Below are 26,937 nucleotides of genomic sequence, written 5' to 3'. Positions count from 1 at the left end.
AACCCGGCAAAAGTCCCCGATTGGTTCCCGGAGTTTCCCTCATGAGAAACCCAAGCCAAATCAACAGGTAAGGGTCCTTATCAACTTTTCAACAGGACCTATAAACTACTACTGAATTGAAATATTAATCATAATAAAAGAAGCGAGGGGGGAAAGGAGAGACATGGAATTCAGGATAAGCAAAGAGATCTTTTTGAAGGCACTCCAGAGAATCCAGGGCATCGTGGAAAAACGAAATACCATGCCGATCCTCTCCAATGCACTTCTTGAAGTTCACAACGACCTCCTCTACATCACCGCTACCGATCTCGAAGTCGGCATGAAGAGCTCCTACCCGACCACCGTCATCCGCGAAGGGAAGATCACCGTCTCGGCCAAGAAACTCTACGAGATCGTGAAGGAGATGCCGGACGAGGAGATCCACTTCTCCACCAAGGACAACGACTGGGTGGAGATCATCTGCGGCAAGGCGCGCTTCAACATCGTCGGCCTGTCGTCCGAGGAGTTCCCCTACTTCCCGAAAGTGAAGGACGAGAACTTCCTGGTCTTCAAGAACGAGATCCTGGCCGACATGATCGAGAAGACCTCCTACGCCATCTGCTACGACGAGACCAAGTACAACCTGAACGGCGTCTTCATCAAGGCGGTCGAGGAAGGCGGCAGCGCCATGATCCGGATGGTCGCCACCGACGGTCACCGCCTCTCGGTCGCCCAGAAGGTGTTCACCGGCAACATCGGGGCCGAGCTCGGCAAGGGTGTCATCTTCCCGAAGAAGGGTATCTTCGAGTTGAAGAAGATGGTCGAGGAAGAGGCCGGCGAGATCATGCTCGGCTTCATGGACAACTCGGCGGTCATCAAGAAGGGGAACACCGTGGTGGTCATGCGGCTCATCGACGGCGAGTTCCCGGACTACACCAAGGTCATCCCCTACCAAAACGACCGGATCGTCCAGATCAGCCGGGACAAGTTCCTGCACTCGCTGAAAAGGATGGCCATCCTCTCCAGCGAGAAGTTCAAGGGGGTCAAGATCGACGTCAATCCCGAGCAGATGATCATCTCCTCCAACAACCCGGAGCTCGGCGAGGCGCGCGAGGAGATCGAGGTCACCTACGACGGTACCGACATCTCGGCCCGCTTCAACGCCAAGTACCTCATCGACGTCCTCTCCGTCATGGAGCAGCGCGAGGTCGAGCTGAAGCTCAAGGACGAACTCTCCCCGGTCATCATGAAGGCGGCCGACGGCGAAGACTTCATGGCGGTCATCATGCCGATGCGCCTGTAGAAGGAAGCCGGCTGCTCGCGCTTGGGAAGTGCTCCGCCAAACGTCCCCCCCCCTTGTCAAAGGGGGGACAGGGGGGATTTGCCTTTGATCCTCGGAACCCATTAGCCGCCTGAACTATTGGCGTTAAGTAATTTGTTCCTTAATAAGCTCCTCCCATGTTATCATGAGAAGTTGTGGTAAGCGGTAGGGCGGGGAGAAATCGCCCCTAGCCCCCCTTTGACAAGGGGGGAACTCCTGGCTTCACAAGGCTTTACCGTTGATGGGGTTTCACGTGAAACTCCGGGAAACCAAGGGGGACAGGCACCTGCGGAGCCAGTCCCCGTGAGCGGATTATCAAGGGAGATATGCGGGAAGGCCCACCTATGGTTGAAGGGACCTGATGAAACTCATCAAGCTGAAACTCGGTTCCTTCCGCAACCTAAAAAACCTTGAGCTCGAGCCCGGCGAGAAGTTCAACGTGTTTTACGGCAACAACGGCCAGGGCAAGACCAACCTGCTGGAATCGATCTACCTCCTCGCCACCATGAAGTCCTTCAAGCAGGCGAAGAACGCGGAATTGATCGCCTTCGGAGCCGACTTCGCCCTCATCAAGGGGGTGGTCGAGAGGGACCGGGTCCGGCGCGAGATATCTCTTCTTCTGGAGAAGCAGGGAAAAAAAGCCAAGGTCGACGCGAAGCTCGCGACCCGGGTGGACGACTTCTTCGGCAACCTCAACGTGGTGGTCTTCACGCCGGAAGAGATTTCCATGGTGAGGGGCGGCCCGGACCTAAGGCGCCGCTACCTCGACCGCGCGGTCTTCACCTGCGATCTCGACTACCTAAAGGCGTACCACGACTACGCGAAGATCCTGAAAAACCGCAACGCCCTCCTGAAGATCAACGAGACCTTCGGGATGGAGGTCTGGACCGAACAGCTGATCCAGGCCGCGCTGGCGGTGATCGAAAGAAGAAAGGCCTGGCTCGCCGAGATCGGAAAGCTCCTCCAGGGGTTCTACACCCAGATCTCGGGAAACGACGAAGAGGTGCAGATCCGGTACCGCCTCCACGGGGTGGACGAGGAGGCCTTCCAGGCCGACCCGGCCAAGGCGCTCGCCACCGCCCTCAATGAGCATGCCGCCGAAGAGAGGCGCCGCTTATCCACGGCGATCGGCCCCCACCGGGACGATCTCTACTTCGGACTGAACGGCCGCACCACCCGGCACTTCGCCTCCCAGGGGCAGCAGCGCAGTTTCGTGCTGGCGCTCAAGATGGCCGAGATCGAGTACATCACCCGGACCTTCGAGGCGCCGCCGGTGCTGTTACTCGACGACATGACCAGCGAGCTCGACCGGGAGCGGAACTCAAACCTGATGGAGTTCCTCAACAAGCGGGAGATGCAGGTGTTCATCACCACTACCTCGCTCGACAACGTCTCCCACGAGGGCATGCATAATTATCGAACCTTCCGGATCAAGGAAGGAACCGTACTGAACTAGCAGAGGGGATAGATGACAGAAGATCAAGGCGATTACGGGGCAGATAAGATCAAGGTTCTCGAAGGGCTCTCCGCGGTAAGGAAGCGTCCGGCCATGTACATCGGCTCGACCGCCTCGCAGGGGCTCCATCACCTGGTGTACGAGCTGGTCGACAACTCGATCGACGAGGCGCTGGCCGGCTACTGCGATTCCATCCAGGTCATCATTCATCTGGACGGCTCGGTGACCGTCGTGGACAACGGCCGCGGCATTCCGACCGACATGCACCCGACCGAAGGGAAGTCGGCAGCCGAGGTCGTCCTGACCGTGCTGCACGCCGGGGGCAAGTTCGACAACTCCTCCTACAAGGTCTCCGGCGGTCTCCACGGCGTCGGAAGCTCGGTCGTCAACGCGCTCTCCAACCGCCTCGATCTCGAGATCCGCCGAAACGGGAAGATCTACACCCAGAGCTACGAGAAAGGGGTCCCGCTCGCCCCGCTGAAGGAGGAAGGGGAGACCAAGAAGCGCGGGACCAAGATCACCTTCCTCCCGGACGACACCATCTTCGAGACCACCGAGTTCTCGTTCGACGTGCTGTCCCAGCGCCTGAGGGAGCTCGCCTTCCTGAACGCCGGCGTCCGGATCAAGATCCACGACGAGCGGACCGAGAAGGAGCACGACTTCTTCTACGAAGGGGGGATCAAGAGCTTCGTCGAGTACTTGAACCGGAGCAAGAACTCGGTCAACCCGGACCCGATCTACATCAAGGGTGAGCGAAGCGGCGTCGATATCGAGATCGCCATGCAGTACAACGACTCCTACGACGAGAAGGTCTTCTCCTTCGCCAACAACATCAACACCCACGAAGGCGGTACCCACCTGATCGGCTTCAAGGCGGCGCTCACCCGCACCATGAACAACTACGCGAGCGCCAACAACCTCCTCAAAAACGTCAAGGTGAACATCTCCGGCGACGACCTCCGCGAGGGCCTCACCGCCGTCATCTCGGTCAAGATCCCGCAGCCGCAGTTCGAGGGGCAGACCAAGACCAAGCTCGGCAACTCCGAGGTGAAGGGGTACGTCGAGACCCTGGTCAACGAGAAGCTCGCCACCTACCTCGAGGAGAACCCGGCCATGGCCAAGCGGATCCTCGAGAAATCGATCGATGCCGCCCGCGCCCGCGAGGCCGCCAGGAAGGCCCGCGAGCTCACCCGCCGCAAGGGGGCCCTCGAGGTGGGGACGCTACCCGGCAAGCTCGCCGACTGCCAGGAGAAGGACCCGGCGCTTTGCGAACTGTTCCTGGTCGAGGGTGATTCCGCAGGCGGCTCCGCCAAGCAGGGGCGCGACCGGAAGTACCAGGCGATCCTCCCCCTGAAGGGTAAGATCCTCAACGTCGAGAAGGCCCGCTTCGACAAGATGCTCGCCTCCCAGGAGATCAGGACCCTGATCTCGGCCCTGGGCACCTCGATCGGCAAGGAAGACTTCGACATCGCCAAGCTCCGCTACCACCGCATCATCATCATGACCGATGCGGACGTCGACGGCTCCCACATCCTCACCCTGCTCCTCACCTTCTTCTTCCGCCAGATGATGGAGCTGATCGAGCGCGGCTACCTCTACATCGCCCAGCCGCCTCTGTACAAGATCAAGCGCGGCAAGAAGGAGCTTTACTTAAAGAACGAGGCTGCCCTGCAGAACTACCTCCTCGAGGAGGGGACCGAGGACATGACCCTGAAGCTCGGCTCGGACGAGCGGGTCTACCGCGGCAAGCAGATCATCCCGATCTTGAACCAGCTGATCGACTACGACACCCTGTTCGACAAGGTGGTCAAGAAGGGGATCAACGAGCAGCTCCTGCGCATGTTCCTCAAGTGCAACATCAAGAACGGGATCGAGGAGTTCTCCGACCTCGAGGCCCAGCTCCCCAAGCTGAAGGACGCCTTCCCGGAGACCGAGTACACCGTGATCGAGGGGCAAAACGTCACCTTCAGCTTCGGCAACCTCCGGGTGAGGATCGACCATCAGGTGGTGGGGGTGATCAACTCCTACGAGTACGGGATGCTGGTGGACAGCTACAAGAAGGTCGCCGCCATCTTCGGCGATTCGAAGACCACCACCGGCAAGGCGACCATCTTTGCCGAGGAGAAGCAGGTCTACGAGACCGACCGCCAGGAGGACATCCTCTCCTACTTCCTGGAGACCGCCAAGAAGGGGCTCTACATCCAGCGCTACAAAGGTCTCGGCGAGATGAACCCCGAGCAGCTCTGGGAGACCACCATGCACCAGGAGAACCGGGTGCTGTTGCAGGTGAAGATCGAGGACGCGGTGGCCGCCGAGGAGATCTTCACGGTCCTCATGGGAGACCAGGTCGAGCAGCGCCGCGACTTCATCGAGCAAAACGCGCTCAACGTCTCCAACCTGGACATCTAAAAAAAAAAATTCGCCCCCGCTACGCGGGGAGACCCAATACCAAAAAAGCCGCTCCACGTTCGTGGGGCGGCTTGTGTTTTACCCCCGGCAAAACCCCTCCATTTTTCTCCTCATTTTTTCCCCATAAAAACCGAAATATCCAGCAGGTGGGGACTTTTCGCCCACCCACCGAACGGCGCCGTCTCCCGGGAGATCTCGAAGAGGAACCGGCGCCCGGTACCTGCACCCGGTTTCGCGGGGCCCCGTCCCAAGGATCGTTATGAGACAATTCATCTCGCGTACAAGCCGCCGCTGGCCGTCAGCCGTGGCCCTTTTGATCGTCATGGCCTTTACTGCCACCAGCGCCCGGGCCGCCACCGTGTTCAACAACTGGAGCAGCGGCGGACCCTTCCCGGCTCCCTCCAAGGCGAAAGTGACCACCCTGCTGGTGACCCCGACCACCCCGACCCCCACGGTCCTGGCAGGGACCGACGGCGGAGGGATCTACACCATGCCGGAAGGGGGAAGCAGCTGGTCCCCACTGAACTCCGGGCTTTTGGACAGATCGGTCCGCTCCCTGGCCGTCCACCCGGTCGACCCCCAGCAGCTCTATGCGGCTACCAGTTCCGGGGTCTTCAAAAGCGGCAACGGCGGCCTGGCCTGGAGCGCATCCTCCACCGGGCTGGGGAGCAGTGACGTGCGCGGCCTGGCGGTCGACCCGCAGACCCCCACGGTCCTCTACGCCGCCACCGCGGCCGGCGTCTTCAAGAGCGTGGACGGCGGCGGCAGCTGGTCCTCCGCCAATACCGGGCTCACCTCGCTCAACGTGCGGGCGCTCCTGATCGACCCCACCACCACCGCCAGCCTCTACGCGGCCACCGACCAAGGGGTCTTCGTGAGCACCAACGCGGCGGGGAGCTGGAGCGCGGCCGCGGCACTTCCCACGAGCGACACCCTGAGCCTCGCCTGGGCCGCGACCACCCCCTCTCCCACCGTCCTCGCCGGCACCAACGGATCCGGCATCTACGCGAGCACCGACGGAGGAGCCAGCTGGAACAGCGACAACGCCTCGCTGGGGAACCTCACCGCGTACGCCGTCCTGGTCGACAACCCTACCAACCCGACCATGGCCTACGCGGCCACCGCCAACGGCGTCTACAAGCAGCAGTACAACTCGGGAGCCTGGAACAGCTGGGCGGCTGCCGGCAGCTCGCTCCCCACCCCCGCGGTGGTACAGGCGCTCGCCAACGATCCGGTCACCCGCACGACCCTGTTCGCCGGGACCAACTTCGGGGTCTACCGCAGCACCAACAGCGGCGGTAGCTGGAGTGCCGTTTCCGGCCTTAAGGAAGGGCGGGCCATAGCCGTCAAGCCGACCGACAGCACGGTGATGGTGGCCGGATTCGGCGGCGGCGGAATCTACCTGTCGAGCGACAGCGGCGGCAGCTGGACGGCGAGCCCCGATGCCAACGCCTCCTGGCTCTTCGTGACCTCGCTTCTCTACGACCCGAGCGGTTCACCCCTTTACGCGGGAACCGGCAACGGCGTCTTCAAGTCGACCGACGACGGGGCCTCCTGGACCGATATCAGCGCCACCCTCGCCAACCGCGACGTCAGGACCCTTTCCACCGGCGGCGGCTACACGCTCATCGCCGGAACCGGTGCCGGCGTCTTCGTCTGGAACGGCGCCGGCACCTGGAGCGCCTACCCGGGCGGGGAGCCGACCAACCTGGAAATCACCTCGCTCGCCTGGCGCGGAAGCTCGCTTTTTGCCGGCACCAACGGCGGCGGCGTCTTCCGTTCGGACAGCGGCGGCAGCTGGAGCCAGCTCATCACGGGGCTCACCAGCACGGTGGTCAGCTCCCTGGCCGTCGATGCGGCCAACGTCTACGCGGGGACCTCCGCCGGCGTCTTCCGGTCGGCCGACAACGGGGCCACCTGGACCGCGGCCAGCTCGGGGATCAACTTCCCCATCCGCTCGCTCACCTATTCCGGCGGCACCCCCTCTTTCCTGACCGCCGGCACCGGTGGAGGCGGCGTGTTTTTCTCCACCAACTCGGGAGACGTCTGGACCGCGATGAACACCGGCCTCACCGACCTGACCGTCAACGCGCTCAGTGCCAGCGCCGCCACCAAGAAGGTGTTCGCAACCGGCCCGGCGAAAAAGGTGTTCGGCCTGAACCTGAGCCCGGTCTCCACCGCCACCCCCGCGGCCCCGCTGGCCGCCAGCCCCCTGAACGTCGGCGCCATCAACGTGGGGGACACCAAGTCGACCGTGCTCACCCTGCAAAACAGCGGTACCCTTCAGCTCCGCATCTCGGCACTTACCCTGGGGGGGACCGATCAGGCGCTCTACGCCGTGGTGGCCGGGGGAGGACGTCCCTGCGACCTCACCACGCTCCCCACCCTTACCATCGAGGCGGGCGACTACTGCACGGTCGCCGTAAACTTCACGCCCACCAGCTCGGGCACCAAGACCGCCTCGCTGTCGATCTACTCCAACGCACCGAACCAGCCGGTCCTCGAGTACCTCAGCGGTAAGGGGGCCTATCCGCCGCAGGCCACCATCGTCACGCCGGCCGGAGGCGCCACCGTCAGAAACCCGGTCGCCGTCACCGGTACGGCACTCGACTTCAGCCAGGCCGACGGGGTTGCGGGCAGCGGCAGCACGCTGGCCAAGGTCCAGGTCTCGGTGGACGGAGGCGCGACCTGGAACGACGCGGCCAAGAACGCCACCCTCAATACCTGGACCCAGTGGAGCTACAGCTGGACGGCCACCCCCCTGCCGGCCAACGGTGCCTACGCGATCAGCGCCCGGGCCATCGATACCAACGGGTACACCCAGACCGTGCTCTCCACCGTCAACATAACGGTGGACAACACGCCGCCGGTGACCACCATCACCTCCAAGCCCAAGCTGCTCGACAACTCGGCCGCCGGCCAGTTCACCATCACGGTCAGCAAGGCCGGTTCCACCTCGCAGTGCCAGATCGACACGGGGGCCTTCGTCGCCTGCGGCTCTCCGTTTTCCTACTCGGGTCTCACCGACGGGAACCACACCTTCTCCGTGCTCTCCACCGACACCATCGGCAACGTGGAGAGCTCGGCCAAGAGCTACAGCTGGACCATCGATACGGTACCCCCGACCGCCAATATCGACACGGTGCCGGCCCTGATCACCCCGCTCAACAACGCCACCTTCGCCTTTTCGGCCAACGAGGCCAACTCCACCTTCCTCTGCACCCTGGACGGGGTGTCGGCTCCCTGCGCGAGCCCGATCAGCTTCTCGAACCTGGCCGACGGCAACCACCTCTTCTCGGTGCAGGCGACCGACCCGGCGGGGAACACCTCCCCGAGCGCCCCGACCACCAAGAGCTACAGCTGGATCGTGGACAAGAACGACATGCCGACCTCGACCCTGAACGTGCCGCTCGCTCCCCTCTCCGGTTCGAGCTTCCTCTTCACCGGCGCCGCTACCGACAGGATATCGGGGGTCCGGGTGGTGAACATTTCGATCAACGGCGGCAGCGCAACCCCCACCATCGACAGCTCCGCGAGCCCCGCCCTCCCCTGGTCGAGCTGGGGCTACCTCTGGGCACTGCCGCTCAACGGTACCTATTCGGTGCAGGTGCAGGCGATCGACCAGGCGGGGAACCCGCAGACGGTGCCCGCCAGTGGCAACATCATCGTCGCCAACCCGCTTCCCGATTGCCAGCTCTCCTCGCCGGCCAACGGCGCCCTGGTGGGGAGCGCCACCCCCCGGGTGATTACCGGCACGGCGCAGGCCGCTACGGGAGGGCTCCCGCTGCAGAAAGTCCAGGTGGCGGTATTCCCGACCGCGACTCCCCCGGCTTCCCCTGCCTGGACGGACGCCTCCGGCAGCACCAACTGGACCTATAACTGGCAGTTCCCCGCCGACGGCAGCTACACCATCCAGGCCCGCGTGCTCGATACCGCGACCAACCTGGCCGGAGCCGTCATCGGCAACCCGTCGCCGATCATCAGCAGGAACGTGATCGTCGACACCACCCCGCCGGTATCGACGGTGACGCCGCTGGCCAATCCCTACATCACCGGGCATCTCATCATGCTGGCAGGGACGGCTGACGATCCCAACTCGGGAACCGGGGTGAGGGATATCGCCGTCACCCTCTCCGGCCCTGCGGGGAGCACGGTGACCGGGACCGCCAGCTACAGCAGCGCCACCAAGAGCTGGAGTTACACGAGCCCGCAGCTTGCCGACGGCCTTTACCAGGTACAGATCGCCGCCACCGACAACGCGGGGAACCCGCAGCTCATCCCGGCCACCACCGCGGTGACCCTCGACAACGTCCCGCCGGTCACCACCATCGCCGGTGTCCCGGCCCTGCTCTCCAACCTTCCCCTGGCCTCGTTCTCGTTGCAGGCCAACGAACCGGCGAGCTTCACCTGCACCCTGGACGGGGTCACCGCCCCCTGTGTCTGTAACGGCGGGTCGACCAGCACCACCTGCATCCAGAGCTACAGCGGGCTCGCCAACGGTGCCCACTCCTTCTCGGTGGTGGCGAAAGACCTGGCGGGCAACGTGGAGACCGCGCCTAAATCGTACAGTTGGAGCGTGGACGTGGTGCCGCCGACCGTCAGCGCGGTAACCCCTGCCGACGGGAGCAAGCGGCTCAGCGTGGCCGGCACCTTGGTGACGATCACCTTCAGCAAGGACATCGATCCCTCCACCCTGACCCCGGCCACCTTCTACCTCGACCACGGCGCCACCGGGACCATCGGCTACGACGCGGCGACCCACACGGCCACCCTCACCCCGGCCGGGCGGCTCTCCTACACCACCACCTACACGGTGACCGCGTCCAGCGGCATCAAGGACTTTGCCGGCAACAGCCTGGCGACCTACACCTGGACCTTCGCCACCGATCCCGACGGTGATGTGAACCTGGACGGCAAGGTCGATATAGCCGACGCTCTGCTCTGCCTGCAGATGGCGGTGGGAGTGGTGACGCCGACCGCAGAGCAGCTTCGGCACGGGGACCTGGCCCCCTTCAAAAACGGCAAACCGCTTCCGGACGGCAAGATCGACGCCAGCGACGCGATGATGATCCTGCAGAAGGTCGTTGGCAATGTTGCCTGGTAAATCAACTGAAAAAAGCCTCCCAAGGATGGTAGAGACATGCGCAAGATAAGCGTTCTGAAGATAACGACGTTGGCAATCATGACCTTTCTGGCCGGCTGCGCCGGCGGGGGAAGCTCGACCGGCGGGACCTCCACCGGAACCACGCCGCAACCGTCGAACACGGTGATAACCGGTGTGGCTGCCAAGGGGGTCATCGCGGGAGGGATCATCAACATCTACGCCCCGTCGTCGGCAGGGGACCTCTCCGGGAGGATCCTCCTGAAGAGCACCAGCACCGACAACTCCGGCAGGTTCAACGTGGAGCTGGGGAGCTACTCCGGCATCGTGGAGGTGGAGGTGAGCGGGACCTATACCGATGAGGCGACCGGGTCGCAGCTCTCCATCGGCGCGGGAACCCTGCGGGCCGCGGCGGTGGTCGGTAATGCGGGGGACACGGTAGCGGTGACGGTGACGCCGCTGACCGAGCTCGCCGTACGCCATGCCCTGTCCGGCACCTTCCTGACCGAGGCATCCGTCAAGGCGGCCAATGCCCTGATCTCCAATCTCTTCCAGATCGACATCATGGCCGTCGCACCGGTGGCGGCCAATCTCCCGGCCATGACCACGGCCAGCCAGGCGCAGAAGGACTACACCATCATGCTGGCCGCGATCTCGAAGTGGGCCGCCTCCGCCGGTTCGCTGCAGGCGGTACTGGATGCCTGCGACCATGACCTCTCGGCCACCAACCGCCTCTCGGCCGCTACGGCCGCCCAGTTCCAGGCGGCCTTGCAGAGTTTTCTCAGCGACAGCGTCCACAACCAGACCGGGGTCACCGTCGCCTCCCAGGCCCTCGCCGATGTCGGGAAATTCACCGGGGTGCTGACGCTCTCGACCCAGGGGACCGCGACCGCCCCGATCACCTCGCTGCAGGCAACCGTGACCCTTCCCGCCGGGGTGGCGGTGAAGAGAGACGCCAGCGGTGCCCTGATGGCCTCGGCCTCCGGGGTGGCAGCCCAGGCTGCGGCCTTCGGGAAGAACCTGACCTCCCCCACCACCCTGGTACTGGCCCTGATCTCCTCTCCGGGTTTCGGGGTGGGTGAATTCGCCAGCATCACCTACGTGGCCGATCCCGGGGTCATCCCGACCGCCAGCGACTTCGCTATCGGCAACGTGGCGATCACCGGCTTCGACGGCACCAACAGCTTCAGCATCCCCCTCAGCGTGGTGCCCGCGCTCAAGTAAGAAGTCTCTGCGTCCTGGGGACGGCATCCCTTCTTCATGACCTTTCCGAGCGGCCCCCTTCCTTCCCGGGAGGGGGCCTTCTTTGTTGTGCGCGACGGACCCCTACCCCATCCTCACCCCCGCCCTCCCCTTGAAGGGGAGGGAGAGTTTATGGAGGTGAGAAGTCAGCGAAGGAGTGCGAGAAGGAGCTAAGCTGGGCGGCGTGAAGCTGGGGCTGAGAGAAGCTGGGACAGGGCCTGCTCCAGGTACCCTCCCCTTCAAGGGGAGGGACAGGGTGAGGATGGGGGGAGAAGCGTGGCGACCGGCGCCGGAAAACAAAAAAGGGGACCCGCCGGCCGGCGGGTCCCCTTTCCTCGAAGGTTGATGCCCTATGATCAGAACGCGTACTTCAAGCCGACGTTCAGGATGGAGCCACCCATCTCCCATTTGCTCTTGACCTTGGCGTTCTGGGCGGTGGTCACCTCGAGGTCGGGCTTTACGGAGAACCACTTGTAGTCGGCGCCGATCATGAACCTTTTGGTGACCTTCCAGTCCCCTCCCGCCACCACGTGATAGCCCAGCGCGCCGCCGTGGCTGCTTTCCTGCACGGTCGGGATGCCGCCGTTGAAGAACTCGACCTTGTTGTCGATGAAGGTGAAGTAGTATCCCACACCGGCCCCGGCGAAGATCTGCAGGTGGTCGGTGTCGAGTATCCCCTTGGCGGTGGCGGTAACCGGAATGCCGTAGATGGTCTGGGTGGTGCCGGTATCGGCGGTGGTCACCGGCCCGTGAGCGGTGTAAAAGCCGGTCCCGAGCTCCAGGGCGGCGTAGGTGTCGGGGCGATAACCGACCGCTACCTCGGCGCTGTACCCGGAATCGAGGTTTTTCAGCCCGCCCTGCCCGTTCGCGTCACCCTTGCCGTTGGGAAGGAACATCCCCCCCTTGACCGAGAAGTAGCTGGTCTCGTCGGCGGAAGCGCCGGCGACCGAGGCGAGCACCAGCACCAGTGTCAGAATCAGTGTTGCAGATTTTCCCATCATTATCTCCCTGGCCACCCACGGGGGGGGCCTCATGCTTATTGTGCGTTGCTCCAGAGCATCGCGCGCACGTCGGAGCCCAGAGGCAGCGCATAATCGACCGCCGAAATCGCTACGTTGTCCCCCACCCCCACCAGTTTGACGGTGAGGTAGACGGCTCCCCGGGATTCCGCATAGGTTCCGACCAGGACCGCCTGGGCCTTATGGGAGAGGGTGATGTCCTTGATCTCCCGGGAAAGGAGCAGCTCCCCCTGTGATTGCCTGACGAAGATGCTGTCCCTGAGTTTCAGCTCCACCACCGAATAGCCTTTCTGGGTCAGCCTGGTGGCCAGCTGTTCGGCCACCATCCTCCCCAGCCGCGAGCTGTTCAGGTCGTCGATGTTCACCAGCGACGCGACGATGATCGGCTGCCGCCGGTTGAGCTCCTTGCCGGCCGGGATGTTCTGCAAGAGGTCGTCGACCGTCCGGTGGCTGGACGAGATCAGCGGATCCTCGGTATCGCGGTCGCAAGCCGAGAAGGTCGCGCACCCGGAGCAGAGAAGGAGAAGCGCTGTCAGCAGGAGTCGTCGCATTTTCATTGGCCCACCACCTTGAATTCCTTGACTTTCACCTGGGGTACCTTCTGCTGATGATCAATGAACAGGCTCGTGTCCTCGTCCTCGATGTAGTAGATGTCCGATCTCCTGAAGACGTACCGGTTGTCGCTGACGATGGAGGTGGTGACGATAAGCTCGGTATGGGTGGCGCCGCCGGCGTAGTGTCCCAGGGCGTAATCGGCCAGGCCGGTGAGTCCCAGGGTGACCGGGAGGGCGGACGATGCGGCGCCGACGGTGTCCCTGATGACCCATATTCCCGCGGCCAGCGCGGTGAGCGTGCCGGGGATGTGGGTATAGCGGCTGCTGTCGTGGCGCAGGAGCTGCGTGTCGTACGAGATGGCCAACCCCTCCTTGGGAACCGAGCTGACCGGCAGTCCGCGGTTGACCAGCCGGGTGATCAGCAGGTTACTGAAAGCGGTGTTGAAGGGGGCCTTCCCCTCCATCGGCTTGACGTAGAGGGGCTCTTTGCCGAGCTCGACTTTATGGTCCCGCACGGCGAGCTGGGTCTGCTGGGCGATGTCATCCGCCAGCACGTCCCAGTGATGGGCTGCCTTCACCTTCTTCTGGGTGGTGAGCGGAAAATTGGTCGCCACCGGAACCCGCGAGGCGCACCCGAACAGGAAGAGCAGCACGGAGACGATCAACGTCGCGCGCAGAATCATGGAAAACCTCCACTGCCAAAAAAGCTATGCCGGCCAAAACTCTCCGGCCTCACAGAGTTATTCGGGCGAATGGGGAAAAACTTTAATAAACGACGCAGGTGCGCGCATTTATCAGCGCCTCCGCGGTCTGCCCGATAATCCGGGACAAACACCCAACCGACCGACATCTTCCCCGCGGCTCAATTCTCGGATCCGGCCTCCCCCGCATCTTCACGGACTCCCATACCCAGCGCCCACCATCCTCCCACCGACTCCTATCCCCCCGAAACCACACGCCCTTCCCACCCCGGCGACCTTCCGGTCAGGGGCGGTACCCGATCAGCCGGCTCCTTTTGGTCCGGTGGAAATTATCGCAATTACGTCATAACCTCCTTTACGGTGCCGAGATTTTCATGATAAAGTCCGCGTCTACAATGGGCACCGACGCCTAGTTTCACGCAACGGGTACGTATTGTTTTTTGCGCCTTTCCACAAAAAGAGACGATGGCTACTGGCCGCCTTCCTTCTTCTGCTGCCGGTCGCGACGGCGCGCGCGGCCGGGCCTGAAGCCGACCAGCCGCTGGCCATCTTCACCGATGGCGAAACGACCCCTCTCCCCTCCCCCGCCACCCGACCCGTTTCCAAGATCGCCGAGAACGTCACCGTCATCACCGCCGACGACATCTCGCGCCTGAACGCCCATACGCTCGCCGAGGTGCTCCAGACCGTCCCCGGCATCCAGCTCGATTACCTGAGAAGCCCCACCACCTTCGCCTTCTTCAACGTCCAGGGAATGCTCAACACGGACATCCTGGTCATGATCGACGGTATCCGCCAGAACGATTTCGACCAGGACATCGTCTCCCCGGGAATCATTCCCGTGCAGCAGATCGAACGGATCGAGATCGTCAAGGGTGCCGCCTCCGGTTCCTGGGGATCGGCGCTGGGAGGGGTGATCAACATCGTCACCAAGTCCCCCGATCCCGACCGCGCCCTGGCCGGCACCCTCTCGGCCTCGACCGGGAGCCGGTTCACCGCGGACTCCCGGATCGAGGCGGCAGGAAGCGCCGGACGGTTCGGCTACTACCTGACCGCCGGGCATCTCCGCTCCTCCGGACTCTCCCCGAACACCGCGGCCGCCCTGGAAAACCTGTACGGAAAGGGGGTCTACACCCTCCCCGGCGAAGGGACGGTAACCTTGGGGCTCTCGCTGGTGGCCGACTGGCAGGGGGAGGACGACGGCTTTGTCCCGGTGCGCGGCTTCATCCGCCACGAGAACGGCTCCAACCGGCACCGCTACGGTTTCCTGCGGCTCGACCAGCCACTCGGCGGCCAGCTGAGCCTGCAGGTCCAGGGGTACGCCACCGACCGGGAGGACGACCTGTGGCGGGGGAAACGGGACCCGCTGGCGGGGGTGGTCTTCACCAACCAGTTCTCGGTCCAGGACGCCACCCGCGGGGGCAAGGCGGACCTCGTCTGGGGGGATCGGCGCAACAACCTCACGGTCGGCGGGGAGTACGGCCACGTGCACGCCCTGGAGGACGACCTGATGACCCCGGCTCCCCCTTTCTACGAGCGGACGTGGGACAGCTATGCGCTGCACGCCTCGGGAACCTTGTCGCTTGGGAGGGTGAGCGTCCTCCCGGGAGCCCGTCTGGATGCGACCGGCCCGTGGGGCGATCGGACGAGCTCGAGCCTGGGGCTTGCCTACGAGCTGGCCGAACAGACCACCCTGCGGGCCTACGCCGCCCAGGGGTTCTCACTCCCGAAGCTGGCCTCCAACACAGGGGTCCAGCGGGTGAAGACCGTGCAAGGGGGATTCGAGACCGACGCCATCCCCTTCCTCTGGTTCAAGGGGACCTACTTCTTCAATGCGCTCAGGGACAACTCCTCCGTCGGCCCGAGTGCGGAGACCATCGACCAGGACATCCACGGCTACGAGCTGGAGAGCCGCACCAGGCCGCTCTACGGTTTCTCCATCTCGGGAGGGTACACCTACCTCTACGCCGTGGATCTGACCCACGACCAGCGCCTGCAGACGAGCGCCCAGCAGACCGTGCCGACCCAGACCTACAAGGTGGCCCTCCGTTACGACCAGGCGGATGCCGGGGTGCGGGGGATCCTGACCGGAACGGGGGTGGTCTGGAACGGCGCGCCGGGATTCCCTACCGCCTCGCGTGGAATGGTCTGGGACCTGCACCTCGACTGGAAACCGTTCCCCGCCAGCCCGCTTTCGCCCGAGTTATTCATTTCCGCCCACAACCTGACCGACACGCTCCAGACCGTGTACACCCCCCTCTACCCCAACGCACCGCGCTGGTTCGAAGGGGGAGCAAGGTTGAACTTTTGAGGAGCGCGACCTTTTTAATAGCCCTCCTCCTCTGGGCGGTACCGGCGTCGGCCCGGGAGATCCTCGTGGTGATGAGCCAGCGCGCGGCCATGTACGAGCACGCGCTCAAGGGGTTCCGCGCTTCCTGTCCGGCCGACACCCGCGTCATGGTGCTCGCCGACTACGCCGACCCGGATCTCGGCCGCGTGATCCGGGAGGAGCGGCCGCTCCTCGTGGTCACCATCGGCGACGGCGCGCTGCAGGCGGTCCGCAGGGCGCGCCAGAAACCATGCATCGCCCTGATGGCGCTCGGCCTCAGGAACCAGGAGGCCACCCAGTCCGGCATCTCCGGGGTCGGCCTCTTCGCTCCCCCCGAGGAGTACCTCGCCTGCTTCCGGCGCCTCGGCGTCAAGCGGGTCGGGGTGATCTACGACCCCTCCCGGACCGGGTGGTACGTGAAACAGGCCCGGGCCCAGGCCAGGCAGTACGGGGTGGAGCTCGTCCTGCGCGAGGCGGTCAATCCCCGCCAGACCATCAACCTCCTCACCCAGTTCCGGGGGAACGTGGACGGCCTCTGGCTCCTCCCCGACGCCAGCACGCTCACCATGGAGTCCCTGGAGGCCTTCTTCCTCTTCTCCCAGGCGCACTCGGTGCCGGTGGTCTCCTTCACCTCGACCCACCTGAGGCTCGGGGCGCTTTTGGTGGTGGAGGTCGACCCGGTGGAGATGGGGAAACAGGGGGGCGAAATGGCCCAGCAGATCCTCAAGGGGGGGCGCAGCGACCTCGCCACCCGCACCCCGCGCAAGGTCTCCATCCGGGTCAACGAGGCGGTGGCCCGCCGTCTCGGCTACCACTCCGAGCTTGCCGCCACCCTCGCCAAATAACCTCCTTGGGACCCGTCCTATCCCGCCGTGACCCCACCCTCTTCTCCCTTATGGCCGCATGACAACTGGATGAAATTCCCCGCCGAACTGTCAGAAAGTGGTTTCCTTGCCTGCGTAAGTATGATAAGTTGGCCAGTCACAATTCCCGGCCGCAACCTGTTTATTTCACACCGCTTTGGGTGTGAGTGTCATGAGAGCGGCATGAGAGTTGCGAACAGAGAGGTTGAAGTCATAAACCTCCAGCAAAATCGCTTTCAACTCGGCGATTTGTCCGCGCTTTGACTTCCGTGACCACAACGGAATCCGCCTTTTGCCTGAATTTCCGTCAGGTCATTGCCTAGAAAGAGGGATGCATGGTTCTCAATCAGCTGAACAAGGTATCGGTAAACATCGAAGACGAGATGAAGCGCTCGTACATGGACTACGCGATGTCGGTCATCGTCGGCCGCGCGCTTCCGGACGTGCGCGACGGGTTGAAGCCGGTTCACCGGCGCTGCCTGTACGCCATGTACGACATGAGCAACGACTGGAACAAGCCGTACAAGAAATCGGCCCGTGTCGTCGGCGACGTCATCGGTAAGTACCACCCCCACGGCGACACCGCCGTCTACGATACCCTGGTCAGGATGGCCCAGGACTTTTCGCTCAGGTACCCGCTGGTCGACGGCCAGGGTAACTTCGGCTCCATCGACGGCGACCGCCCGGCCGCCATGCGTTACACCGAGATCAGGATGGAGAAGCTCGCCCACGAGCTTTTGAACGACCTCGACAAGGAGACCGTGGAGTTCGGCCCGAACTACGACGACTCCCTGAAAGAGCCGCTGGTCCTCCCCTCCAAGTTCCCGAACCTCCTGGTCAACGGCTCGGCCGGCATCGCGGTCGGCATGGCCACCAACATCCCCCCCCACAACCTCTCCGAGGTGGTGGACGGCATCGTGGCGATCATCGAGAACCCCGAGCTCACCTTCGAGGAGCTGATCGAGCTGATCCCGGGACCGGACTTCCCGACCGGCGGCTTCATCTACGGCCGCGAGGGGATCCTCTCCGCCTACAAGACCGGCCGCGGCATCATCCAGATGCGCGCCAAGGCGGTGGTGGAGACCCAGAAGAAGACCGAGCGCCAGTCGATCGTGGTCACCGAGATCCCCTACCAGGTCAACAAGGCCCGCCTGATCGAGAAGATCGCCGAGCTCGTGAAGGACAAGAAGATCGAGGGGATCTCGGATCTCCGCGACGAGTCCGACCGCGAGGGGATGCGGATCGTCATCGAGCTGAAGAAGGACGAGAACCCGCAGATCATCCTGAACCACCTCTACAAGCAGACCCAGATGCAGTCCTCCTTCGGCATCATCATGCTGGCCATCGTCCACAACCGGCCGCGCGTCCTGAGCCTCAGGGAGACCATCGACTTCTTCGTCGAGCACAGAAAGGAAGTGGTCACCCGCCGCACCATCTTCGACCTGAAGAAGGCCGAGGCCCGCGCCCACATCCTGGAAGGCTTGAAGATCGCGCTCGACAACCTCGACGAGGTGATCGCGCTGATCAAGGCGAGCGCCTCCCCGGCCGAGGCGAAGGAGGGTCTCATGACCCGCTTCGGCCTCTCCGACATCCAGGCCCAGGCCATCCTCGACATGAGGCTGCACCGCCTGACCGGCCTCGAAAGGGAGAAGATCCTCGAAGAGCTCCGCGAGATCATGAAGTACATCGCCCGCCTGAAGGAGATCCTCGCCTCCGAGAAGGAGATCCTCAAGATCATCACCGGGGAGCTCCTGGAGCTGAAGGACAACTTCGGGGATGCCCGCAGAAGCGAGATCGTCAGCCAGACCGCCGACATCTCGCTCGAGGACACCATCGTCGAGGAAGACATGGTGGTCACCATCTCCCACACCGGCTACATCAAGCGTAACGCCGTCACCCTCTACCGCGCCCAGCGCCGCGGCGGCAAGGGGAAGACCGGGATGAAGACCAAGGAAGAGGATTTCGTCGAACAGCTCTTCATCGCCTCCTCCAAGGATTACCTGATGTTCTTCACCGACGCCGGCAAGGTCTACTGGCTGAAGGTCTACGAGATCCCCGAGGCCGGCCGCGCCGCCCGCGGGAAGGCGATCGTGAACCTCCTGAACCTGGCCGCCGGCGAGAAGATCACCACCATCATGCCGGTGAAGGAGTTCGTCGAGGACAAGTTCATCATGATGGCGACCAGAAACGGCGTCGTGAAGAAGACCAACCTGATGGAGTACTCCCACCCGCGCCTGGGGGGCATCATCGCGCTGAACCTCGACGAGGGGGACAAGCTCATCTCGGTGGCCTTGACCGACGGCAAGCAGGACGTGCTCCTCGCCTCGGCCAGCGGCAAGTCGATCCGCTTCAAGGAGGACGAGGTCAGGACGGTCGGCCGCGTCTCCCGCGGCGTGCGCGGCATGACGCTCGAGGACGACGACGTGGTGATCGGGATGGCCATCCTGAACGAGCACTTCACCGATTCCACCCTCTTCACCGTCACCGAAAACGGCTACGGCAAGAGGACCGAGATCGGCGAGTACCGCTGCCAGTCCAGGGGGGGCAAGGGTGTCATCACCATCAAGACCACCGAGCGTAACGGCAACGTGGTCGACATCCACCAGGTCTCCGACGAAAACGACCTCATGCTCATCACCGACCAGGGGAAGATCCTCAGGGTGCCGGTGGCCGGCTTCTCCATCATCGGCAGGAACACCCAGGGGGTGCGCCTGATGGTCATGGAGGCGGACGAGCGGGTGGTCGCGGTGGCCCGCCTGGCCGAGAAGGAAGAGGTCGAGGAGACCGAGGGAGAAGAGGAAGAGATCGTCGCGCTGGAGGAGCCGGGCGACGAGGAATAAGTCAAAGGCAATGGAACGCGGATGACGCGGATTGAGCGGATGAACGCGGATCAAACAAAGTCTTTATTGGGTAACCCAAAGATCCCTAGAAATATCCCTTTTGCAAAGAGGGGAGAACCGTAGGTCGCGTTGAGGAACGAAACGCGACATCGTCGGCAGAAGCAGGGCAGTAAAAAGTTTTTTCGGATTATCCCGGCACCGGGGCGATCCTTTTGGCAAGTGGACGGCGGCAGCAATGCAATGAAGTCTTTGAAGGGCGATATGGGTCAGATTGCAAAGATTGACGACTCCCTCAGGGAGCGGCGGGCTATCCTGGAGATCCTGGACCGGATCCGGGGATGCGGGGCGACTCTGCAGGAGATGGAACAGTTCGGCCACCGGCTGCGTCAGGGCGGTAACCGGGCCTTGAGGCCGCTTCTGCGTGAGATCTGGAGGGAGACCTCCGGGGAGATGATCACCAAGTACGCGTTCCTGCTCGACTTCTTCGATACCTCCGCCTGGATCGACGAGCTTATCCAGATCGCCATCAAGCGCCGGGACCTGGGCGACGAGGCGAAGACGGCGCTCTTGATCGCGCTGGAAGGTTACGGCGTCGACGTCCACTCTCCCCCCTTCCGCGGCATCGAGTTCACCGGCATCAACAATCCCCTCGAGAACGCCTCCCACGGAGCGGTCCGGGCCGGCGAGGAGGGGGTGGTCAGCTCCCTGGACGACTTCCTCTCCTACCCCGAGGAGGTCCAGCGGGGAATGATCTCCCGCTTCGCCAACTCCGGCGACCCGCACGCCTGCCGCCTCTTGGAGGCGGTGCTCTGGCACGAGGACCCCGAGCTGGTCCGGGCGGCGCTCGATGCCCTCGGGAGGATCCGCAACCCGGAAGCGGCCGGCGCCCTTTCCCGCTACCTCGTCGACGCCCCGTCCCAGTTCGTCGACCGTACCGAAAGAAACTTAAGAAGGCTCTCCTTCCTCGGGATCCCGACCCCGCCCTCCCAGCCGATCGGCGGCTACCACGCCGGCTACGCCACTCCCCCGGACGGGGACGGCTACCGCTCGCTAATGATCTCCCGCTGGACCGCCGACGGCGAGCTCTGCGCCCTCTACATGCAGGTCCACGAAAGAAGGGGCCTTTTGGCCGCCTGGGGGGCCGGCAACCTCGACGAGGAGGGATTCAAGGCCGAGGTGGAAGGGTTCAGCGTGCAGGACGACCTGCACCCGGTGGATCCCGGCTACGTGATCGACCTGATCCGTGACGCCCTCTTCTGGAGCAAGGAGCTCTGCTACCTCCCGGCCGATTTCTACATGAGGCGCGGGATGTTCTCCGGCACCGATCTCTCCCCGATCCCCTACGTCCCGTCCTTCAGCCGCGCCGAAAACGGCCGCCGGCTGAGCTTCGCCGAGGGTGAGGAGACCTGCCGCGAGATCTTCAGCGACCCCTTCTTCTCCGGCTGGTTCCTGGCCGGCGAGCGCGTGCAGCCGTACGCCGAGGAGTACCAGGGGGGCGCCGACCGGGAGAAGGTGCTCGAGCGTTTCTGCCGCGAACTTCTGAGCCCGGAGGTCGAGCTGATCCGCGAGCGGATGCTTTTGACCGCCGACCTGATGAAGCGCTGCGGGAGGAGGCCGAACCTGGTAGGGAGGATGGTGTCCCTGGCCGAGAGCCTGGACAACAACCCCCTCCCCCATCACCTCCATCCGTTCCTGAGGGCCTTCGCCATCGAGAGCCTGGAGATCGCCCGCGAGGCGCTCGCCCAGCAGGAGGAGCTCACCCTCCTGCCGCGCGAGGAGCGCCAGTAACAAGATTCCTTCCCTTCCCCTCCGACTCGACCCCGTTCCCACCATCGCCCCCTTGGGGGGGAGGGGGGCCGGAGGCCGGGTGAGGGTAGCGTTTAAAACCTCCCTCACCCCTGCCCCCCTGAGGGGATAAGGAGTGCCCCCTTTGCGACGTGTCCGCTGAAGCCTCGGCGAAGGCGGAAGGGGGGACCGGGAGGATTTTTCATTTATCCAGTCAGCTTTTTTCGGAGAAGACAGGCATCCATGCACCACCACGAGAAAGTAGCAGTCATAGGGGCCGGTAGCTGGGGGACCACCCTGGCCGACCTTTTGTCCAAGAAGGGTCACCAGGTGACGCTCTGGGCGTACGAGCCCGAGCTGGTCGAGGAGATGCGGACAAGCCGCGAGAACAGCATGTTCCTCCCCGGCATCAAGCTCCACGAGAAGCTCAGCTTCACCAACGAGCTGGCCGAGGCGTACCTGGGCTGCACCATGGTGCTCTGCGTGGTCCCTTCCCAGCTGGTCCGGCGGGTGATGGGGGGCTCGGTCTCCCTGATCCCCACCGACGCCGTCTTCGTCTCCGCCTCCAAGGGGATCGAGGTCGACACCCTGGACACCGTCTCGCAGATCTACCAGGAGATCCTCCCCCCCGAGCTCTACGCCCGCTTCGCCGCCCTTTCCGGCCCGAGCTTCGCGCGCGAGGTGGCACTGGAGATGCCGACCGCGGTGACCGCCGCCGCCGGGAGCGAGGAGATCGCCCGCCGCGTGCAGGAGGCCTTCACCACCAGCTTCTTCCGGGTCTACCGCAACGAGGACGTGATCGGCGTCGAGCTTGGCGGGGCCATCAAGAACGTGATCGCCATCGCCGCCGGCATCTCCGACGGGCTGGGCTTCGGGTGCAACACCCGGGCCGCCCTCATCACCCGGGGCTTGGCCGAGATGACCCGCATGGGGATCGCCCTGGGAGCCCAGGCCTCGACCTTCGCGGGGCTGGCCGGCATGGGGGACCTGGTCCTGACCTGTACCGGCGACCTCTCCCGTAACCGTTCCGTCGGCATCCAGATCGGCCAGGGGAGAAAGCTCTCCGAGATCCTCGGCGAGATGCGGATGGTGGCCGAAGGGGTGAAGACCACCGAGTCCGCCTACAACCTGGCGAGAAAGCTCAAGGTGGAGATGCCGATCATCGAGAAGATGTACCAGATGCTCTACGAGGACAAGCCCGCCCGCGAAGCCGTCCTGGAGCTGATGACCCGTAACCTCAAGGCGGAGTAACAAAGCGGTACCTCTCGACAATTTCCCTCTCCCTCCGGGAGAGGGGGGGCCCTTTCCGTATTTCCTCTCCCAGGGGAGAGGGGCCGCCCTTTCCTATCCCCTCGCCCCTTTAGGGGAGAGGGGCAGGGGTGAGGGAGGTTCTAAAGTCTGCCCTCACCCGGCCTTCGGCCACCCTCTCCCCCAAGGGGGCGAGGGGATAAGGTAGGGGCCTTCGGCCACCCTTTCTCACAAGGAGGGCGAGGGTATGTAGGGCGGCCTTCGGCGATCTCTTTTACAAGCAAAGGATGGCGATGCAACCTCGTTTTGGCATACGAACCAAGCTGCTCCTGTCCATCCTCGCCATCCTTCTCCTCTCCTATTCCACCCTCCTCTACTCGACCATGAACACCCTCTCCGCCTCGCTCCACAACGAGTCGCAGCGGAGCCTCGAAGCCAACCTGAAGTTCGCCCGCAGCCAGTTCAGCGACCGCTCCGACATCGTCAAGTACACCCTTTTGCAGTCCTCGCTCTCCAACACGCTCCAGGAGCACCTCGCCGGCCACGATAAGCAGGCGCTGGTCGTGCGGCTGAACAAATGGCACACCGTCCTCCCTTTCCTCGACCTCATGGTGGTGCTCGACCGCAACAAGCGGATCCTCGCCAGGATGGACGGCAAGGCGGCCGGCCAGACGATGGAATTCCCCGGGGTGGTCGACCAGGCCATGGCGGCCAAGAAGGTGATCACTTCCACGGAGCTCCTCCCCGCCCCCCTCCTCTGCCGGGCCGGGGTGAGCGGGTTTTGCGGCGTCGAGCGGGCCGGGGGGGAGGCCATGGTGCTCACCGTGACGGTTCCCATCCTCGACCGCAGCGGCCAGGTCCTCGGTTGCGTGGTCACCGGGGACATCATGAACCGGCATCCGAACCTTCCCACCGAGCTCAAGGACGTCTTCGGATCGGACGTGGTGGTGACCATCACCCAGCGGGGAATGAGGATCGCCTCCTCCCTTCCCCAGAGCCAGGCGAGCTCCTACCACCTCGACCCCCGCGTGCTGGACGCCTTGGAGCGCGGGGAGATCTTCCGCGGCGACACCAACATCGACGGCGTCCAGTACGAGACCGCGGTGGATCCGCTCCTCAACTCGCGCGGCGAGTTCGTGGGATCGCTCGGGGTGGCGGTCTCCATGGAGCGCTTCAAGAAGCTCAGGCAGGAGAGCCTCGACAACATCATGGCCTCCGCCATCCTCGGGATCATCGCCTCCTTCGGCCTTGCCTTCATCGCCTCGCGCAAACTGACCGGGCCGCTTCGCGAGCTCGCCGCCAAGGCCCGCCGCATCGAGCACGGCGATTTCGACCAGCGGGTCGAGGAGACCCAGGCAGACGAGGTGGGGGTGCTCGCCACCTCCTTCAACACCATGGCCCAGGCCCTCCAGGACCGGGACCGGATCATCACCAGGAAGACCAGCGACCTGCAGGATCTCAACGAGCAGCTGGAGAAGAAGGTCTCCGACCGTACCTCCGCCCTCACCATGGAGATGGGGAGGCTCGAGGCGGTGCTGACCTCCCTGGCCGAAGGGGTCGTGGTGACCGACCGCGACAACCAGGTGGTGCTCTACAACCCGGCCGCCCAGGAGATGTTCGGGCTGGTCCCCCACCGGGTGATCGGGCAGGCGATCGAGAAGGTCTGCCAGCTCGGCGGTTTCGAGGGGCTGATCGGGAGGATCCGCGAGCTGCACGACCCCGAGGCATGGGGAGGGAGCAGCGTGGACCTCACCGTGCGGGGGAAACCGTTCAAGATCTACCTCTGCTCCCTCAACGACGACCAGGAGGGGTTCGGCGGCATCGTCATCTCCATGAGGGACGTGAGCGTGGAGCAGCAGGTGGACCGGATGAAGACCGACTTCATCTCCACCGTCTCGCATGAGCTGAAGACCCCGCTCACCTCCATGAAGGGGTCGCTCCAGCTCCTTTTGAACCGCGGCAAGTGGCTGACCGATACCGAGCGGCAGCTTTTGACGGTATGCTTCCGGAACACCCAGCGGCTTATCCGCCTCATCAGCGACATCCTCGACATCTCCGGGATCGAGTCGGGCGGGATGCTCTTCACCTTCCGTCCGCTGGCCTTGGGCGAGGTGGCGGTCTACGCGGTCGAGGAGATCAAGTCCTACGCCATGAGCCGCGGGATCACCATCGTCAACACGGTCGGCGAGCACCTCCCGCACGTCTACGGCGACAGCGACCGCCTCATCCAGGTGATGACCAACCTCCTTTCCAACGCGGTGAAATTCTCGCCGGAGGGGAAGGTGGTGATGGTGACCGCCGAGCGGGAGGGGAACTACGTGGTGGTATCGGTGGCCGACCGCGGCAAGGTGATCGAGCCCAAAGACCGCGAAAAGCTTTTCAAGAAATTCCAGCAGATCAGGGGAACCGAGCGGCAGAAGGGGGGGACCGGACTGGGCCTCGCCATCTGCAAGGAAATCGTGGACCGCCATCACGGGCGGATCTTCTACACGGCAGCCAAGGAGTTTGGCAACACCTTCAGCTTCACGGTGCCGGTCATGGGGGAAACCGATGGACAGGGATAGGATACTCATCGTGGATGACGAGGCGGACATCGCCCTCATCCTCAAACTTCAGCTGGAGGACGCGGGTTACCAGACGGTGAGGGCCCGCGACGGGGTGGAGGCGCTGGAGACCCTGGAGAAGGAGGCCTTCTCGCTCATCCTTTTGGACATCAAGATGCCCCGCATGGACGGGCTCGAGGTGCTCGGCAGGATCGGGGGGGAGAAGGTCCCGGTGGTGATGATGACCGCCCACGGCTCCGAGGACATCGCGGTCGACGCCATGAAGAAGGGGGCGCTCGACTACATCTCCAAGCCGTTCGAGACCGAGGACATGCTCCAGAAGGTCAAGCGCGCCATCGCCCAGGACCGGACCCGGAAGGAGAAGGAGAGCCTGGCCCGCCAGCTGGACGAGGAGCGCCTCAAGATGCAGGCGGTTCTCCACGGGATGGCCGACCTCCTTCTGGCGGTGGACTGCGAGGGGAGGATCATCACCGCGAGCCGCCAGGCGGCCAAGGTGCTCTGCGACGGCGGCTGCGTGCTCACCGGCCAGATCCTCGAGGATGTGCTGAGGGCCGAGGTGGCGGGGGGTGAGCTCCCGAGCCGGACCGTTCTCAGGACCGGCGAGCCCTGCCTCGACGTGGCCTACACCATGAGGGCGGGGACCAGGGACATCCCGGTCCTCTCCTCGGCGGCCCCCCTGCGAAACAGCGCCGGCGAGGTGGTGGGGAGCGTCGAGATCATCCGCGACATCTCCAAGCTCAAGGAACTCGAGCAGGAGAAGGAGGATTTCGTCTCCATGCTCTCCCACGACCTCAAGTCCCCCATCACCGCGGTGGTCGGCTCCATCGACCTCGTGCGCGAGGCGAAGCTCGGGCCGGTCAACGGCGAGCAGGTGGAGTACCTCGAGGCGGCGGTGGAGTCGTGCGAGGAGATGGTGGAGATGATCGACACCCTGCTCGGCATCCACAAGTTCGAGGCCGGCAAGATGCGGCTCCAGTTCCGCGAGGAGAACCTCTCCCTTCTGGCGGCCAAGGCGGTGGCCAAGGCGCAGCCGGTGGCCCAGCGCGGCGAGATCAAGCTCTTCGCCACCGCGCCCGTCGATCTCCCCTCGGTCTCCGTCGACCGGAGCGCCATCAACCGCGTACTGGGGAACCTCCTCTCCAACGCGGTGAAGTTCACCCCGCAGCGTGGCGAGATCGAAGTGGCGCTCGATCTGGTGGAAGACGTGGCGGCGGTGGTCGGCGAGATCCCGCCGGAGAGCTACCAGGAGCGGGCGCTCCCGAAGGAAGGGGCCTTCGTGCGGATGCAGGTGCGGGACACCGGGGTGGGGATCCCGGAGGAATCGCTGGGGACCATCTTCGACCGTTTCGTGCAGGCGAGGAACCGGCGGCTCGGCAAGACCCGGGGAACCGGCCTGGGGCTGGCCTTCTGCCGCAAGGCGGTGGACGCCCACAACGGCTTCATCTGGGCCAAGAGCAAGCTCGGCGAGGGAAGCGTCTTCACCATCATCCTCCCCGCCCTGCCGGAGGAGCCGGAGGAATAAACCA

Annotated in this window: 15 protein-coding genes; 12 read left to right on the top strand and 3 right to left on the bottom strand. The window is 64.0% G+C overall.

The genetic code is table 11. The annotated features are described in order from the left end of the window. Positions 1-163 precede the first annotated feature (163 nt). The 5 genes from dnaN to ACYVL5_RS19070 all read left to right on the top strand — a co-directional run bounded on the left by dnaN (position 164) and on the right by ACYVL5_RS19070 (position 11,490). Entirely contained in the window at positions 164-1,282 is a 1,119-nt protein-coding gene (dnaN, locus tag ACYVL5_RS19090; protein ID WP_460597169.1) for a DNA polymerase III subunit beta, read from the top strand. 379 nt (positions 1,283-1,661) lie between these two features. Next, positions 1,662-2,756, top strand: coding sequence for a DNA replication/repair protein RecF (gene recF / locus ACYVL5_RS19085; RefSeq protein ID WP_460597168.1), 1,095 nt, complete (start codon positions 1,662-1,664; stop codon positions 2,754-2,756). A 12-nt stretch (positions 2,757-2,768) separates the two neighbouring features. Then, entirely contained in the window at positions 2,769-5,165 is a 2,397-nt protein-coding gene (gene gyrB / locus ACYVL5_RS19080; protein ID WP_460597167.1) for a DNA gyrase subunit B, read from the top strand. Between the two features lie 259 nt (positions 5,166-5,424). Then, complete coding sequence (locus ACYVL5_RS19075) at positions 5,425-10,269, top strand: Ig-like domain-containing protein (RefSeq protein ID WP_460597166.1); 4,845 nt, start codon at positions 5,425-5,427, stop codon at positions 10,267-10,269. Positions 10,270-10,305: 36 nt separating this feature from the next. Continuing rightward, positions 10,306-11,490, top strand: a complete 1,185-nt coding sequence (locus tag ACYVL5_RS19070) for a hypothetical protein (RefSeq protein ID WP_460597165.1) — start codon at positions 10,306-10,308, stop codon at positions 11,488-11,490. 374 nt (positions 11,491-11,864) lie between these two features. Here the strand turns inward: ACYVL5_RS19070 and ACYVL5_RS19065 are convergent, their stop codons facing one another. The 3 genes from ACYVL5_RS19065 to ACYVL5_RS19055 are packed head-to-tail and all read right to left on the bottom strand — an operon-like array spanning position 11,865 to position 13,764. Further along, positions 11,865-12,506 (bottom strand): OmpW family outer membrane protein, encoded by a 642-nt coding sequence (locus ACYVL5_RS19065; RefSeq protein WP_460597164.1) that lies wholly within the window; start codon positions 12,504-12,506, stop codon positions 11,865-11,867. Positions 12,507-12,544: 38 nt separating this feature from the next. Continuing rightward, complete coding sequence (locus ACYVL5_RS19060; RefSeq protein ID WP_460597163.1) at positions 12,545-13,084, bottom strand: FlgO family outer membrane protein; 540 nt, start codon at positions 13,082-13,084, stop codon at positions 12,545-12,547. After that, a complete protein-coding gene (locus ACYVL5_RS19055; protein ID WP_460597162.1) occupies positions 13,081-13,764 on the bottom strand; it encodes a hypothetical protein in 684 nt (227 codons plus the stop codon). Before ACYVL5_RS19055 ends, ACYVL5_RS19060 begins: the two co-directional genes overlap by 4 nt. A 451-nt stretch (positions 13,765-14,215) precedes the next feature. Here ACYVL5_RS19055 and ACYVL5_RS19050 point away from each other — a divergent pair, with 451 nt between their 5' ends. The 7 genes from ACYVL5_RS19050 (at position 14,216) to ACYVL5_RS19020 (ending at position 26,933) form a co-directional block, all read left to right on the top strand. Next, the gene (locus ACYVL5_RS19050; protein ID WP_460597161.1) at positions 14,216-16,093 is read left to right on the top strand and encodes a TonB-dependent receptor plug domain-containing protein; all 1,878 of its coding nucleotides are present in this window, start codon (positions 14,216-14,218) and stop codon (positions 16,091-16,093) included. After that, positions 16,090-16,956, top strand: a complete 867-nt coding sequence (locus tag ACYVL5_RS19045; protein ID WP_460597160.1) for an ABC transporter substrate-binding protein — start codon at positions 16,090-16,092, stop codon at positions 16,954-16,956. The genes ACYVL5_RS19050 and ACYVL5_RS19045 overlap by 4 nt, the downstream gene beginning before the upstream one ends. A gap of 353 nt (positions 16,957-17,309) precedes the next feature. After that, the gene (gene gyrA / locus ACYVL5_RS19040; RefSeq protein ID WP_460597159.1) at positions 17,310-19,814 is read left to right on the top strand and encodes a DNA gyrase subunit A; all 2,505 of its coding nucleotides are present in this window, start codon (positions 17,310-17,312) and stop codon (positions 19,812-19,814) included. Between the two features lie 261 nt (positions 19,815-20,075). Beyond that, positions 20,076-21,602: a HEAT repeat domain-containing protein gene (locus ACYVL5_RS19035; protein WP_460597158.1), complete on the top strand. Its 1,527-nt coding sequence runs from the start codon at positions 20,076-20,078 to the stop codon at positions 21,600-21,602. Between the two features lie 240 nt (positions 21,603-21,842). Then, on the top strand, positions 21,843-22,850 hold the full coding sequence (locus tag ACYVL5_RS19030) for an NAD(P)H-dependent glycerol-3-phosphate dehydrogenase (protein WP_460597157.1): 1,008 nt from the start codon (positions 21,843-21,845) through the stop codon (positions 22,848-22,850). A gap of 290 nt (positions 22,851-23,140) precedes the next feature. Then, positions 23,141-25,411, top strand: coding sequence for an ATP-binding protein (locus ACYVL5_RS19025; RefSeq protein WP_460597156.1), 2,271 nt, complete (start codon positions 23,141-23,143; stop codon positions 25,409-25,411). Continuing rightward, positions 25,398-26,933 carry a hybrid sensor histidine kinase/response regulator gene (locus ACYVL5_RS19020; RefSeq protein WP_460597155.1) on the top strand — a complete coding sequence of 512 codons (1,536 nt, stop codon included), beginning with the start codon at positions 25,398-25,400 and terminating at the stop codon, positions 26,931-26,933. The genes ACYVL5_RS19025 and ACYVL5_RS19020 overlap by 14 nt, the downstream gene beginning before the upstream one ends. Positions 26,934-26,937 lie beyond the last annotated feature (4 nt).

Source organism: Geomonas sp. Red276, from assembly GCF_054784495.1.
The sequence above is the reverse complement of the archived record's forward strand: the minus strand, read 5'-3'. Positions and strand labels throughout refer to the sequence as shown.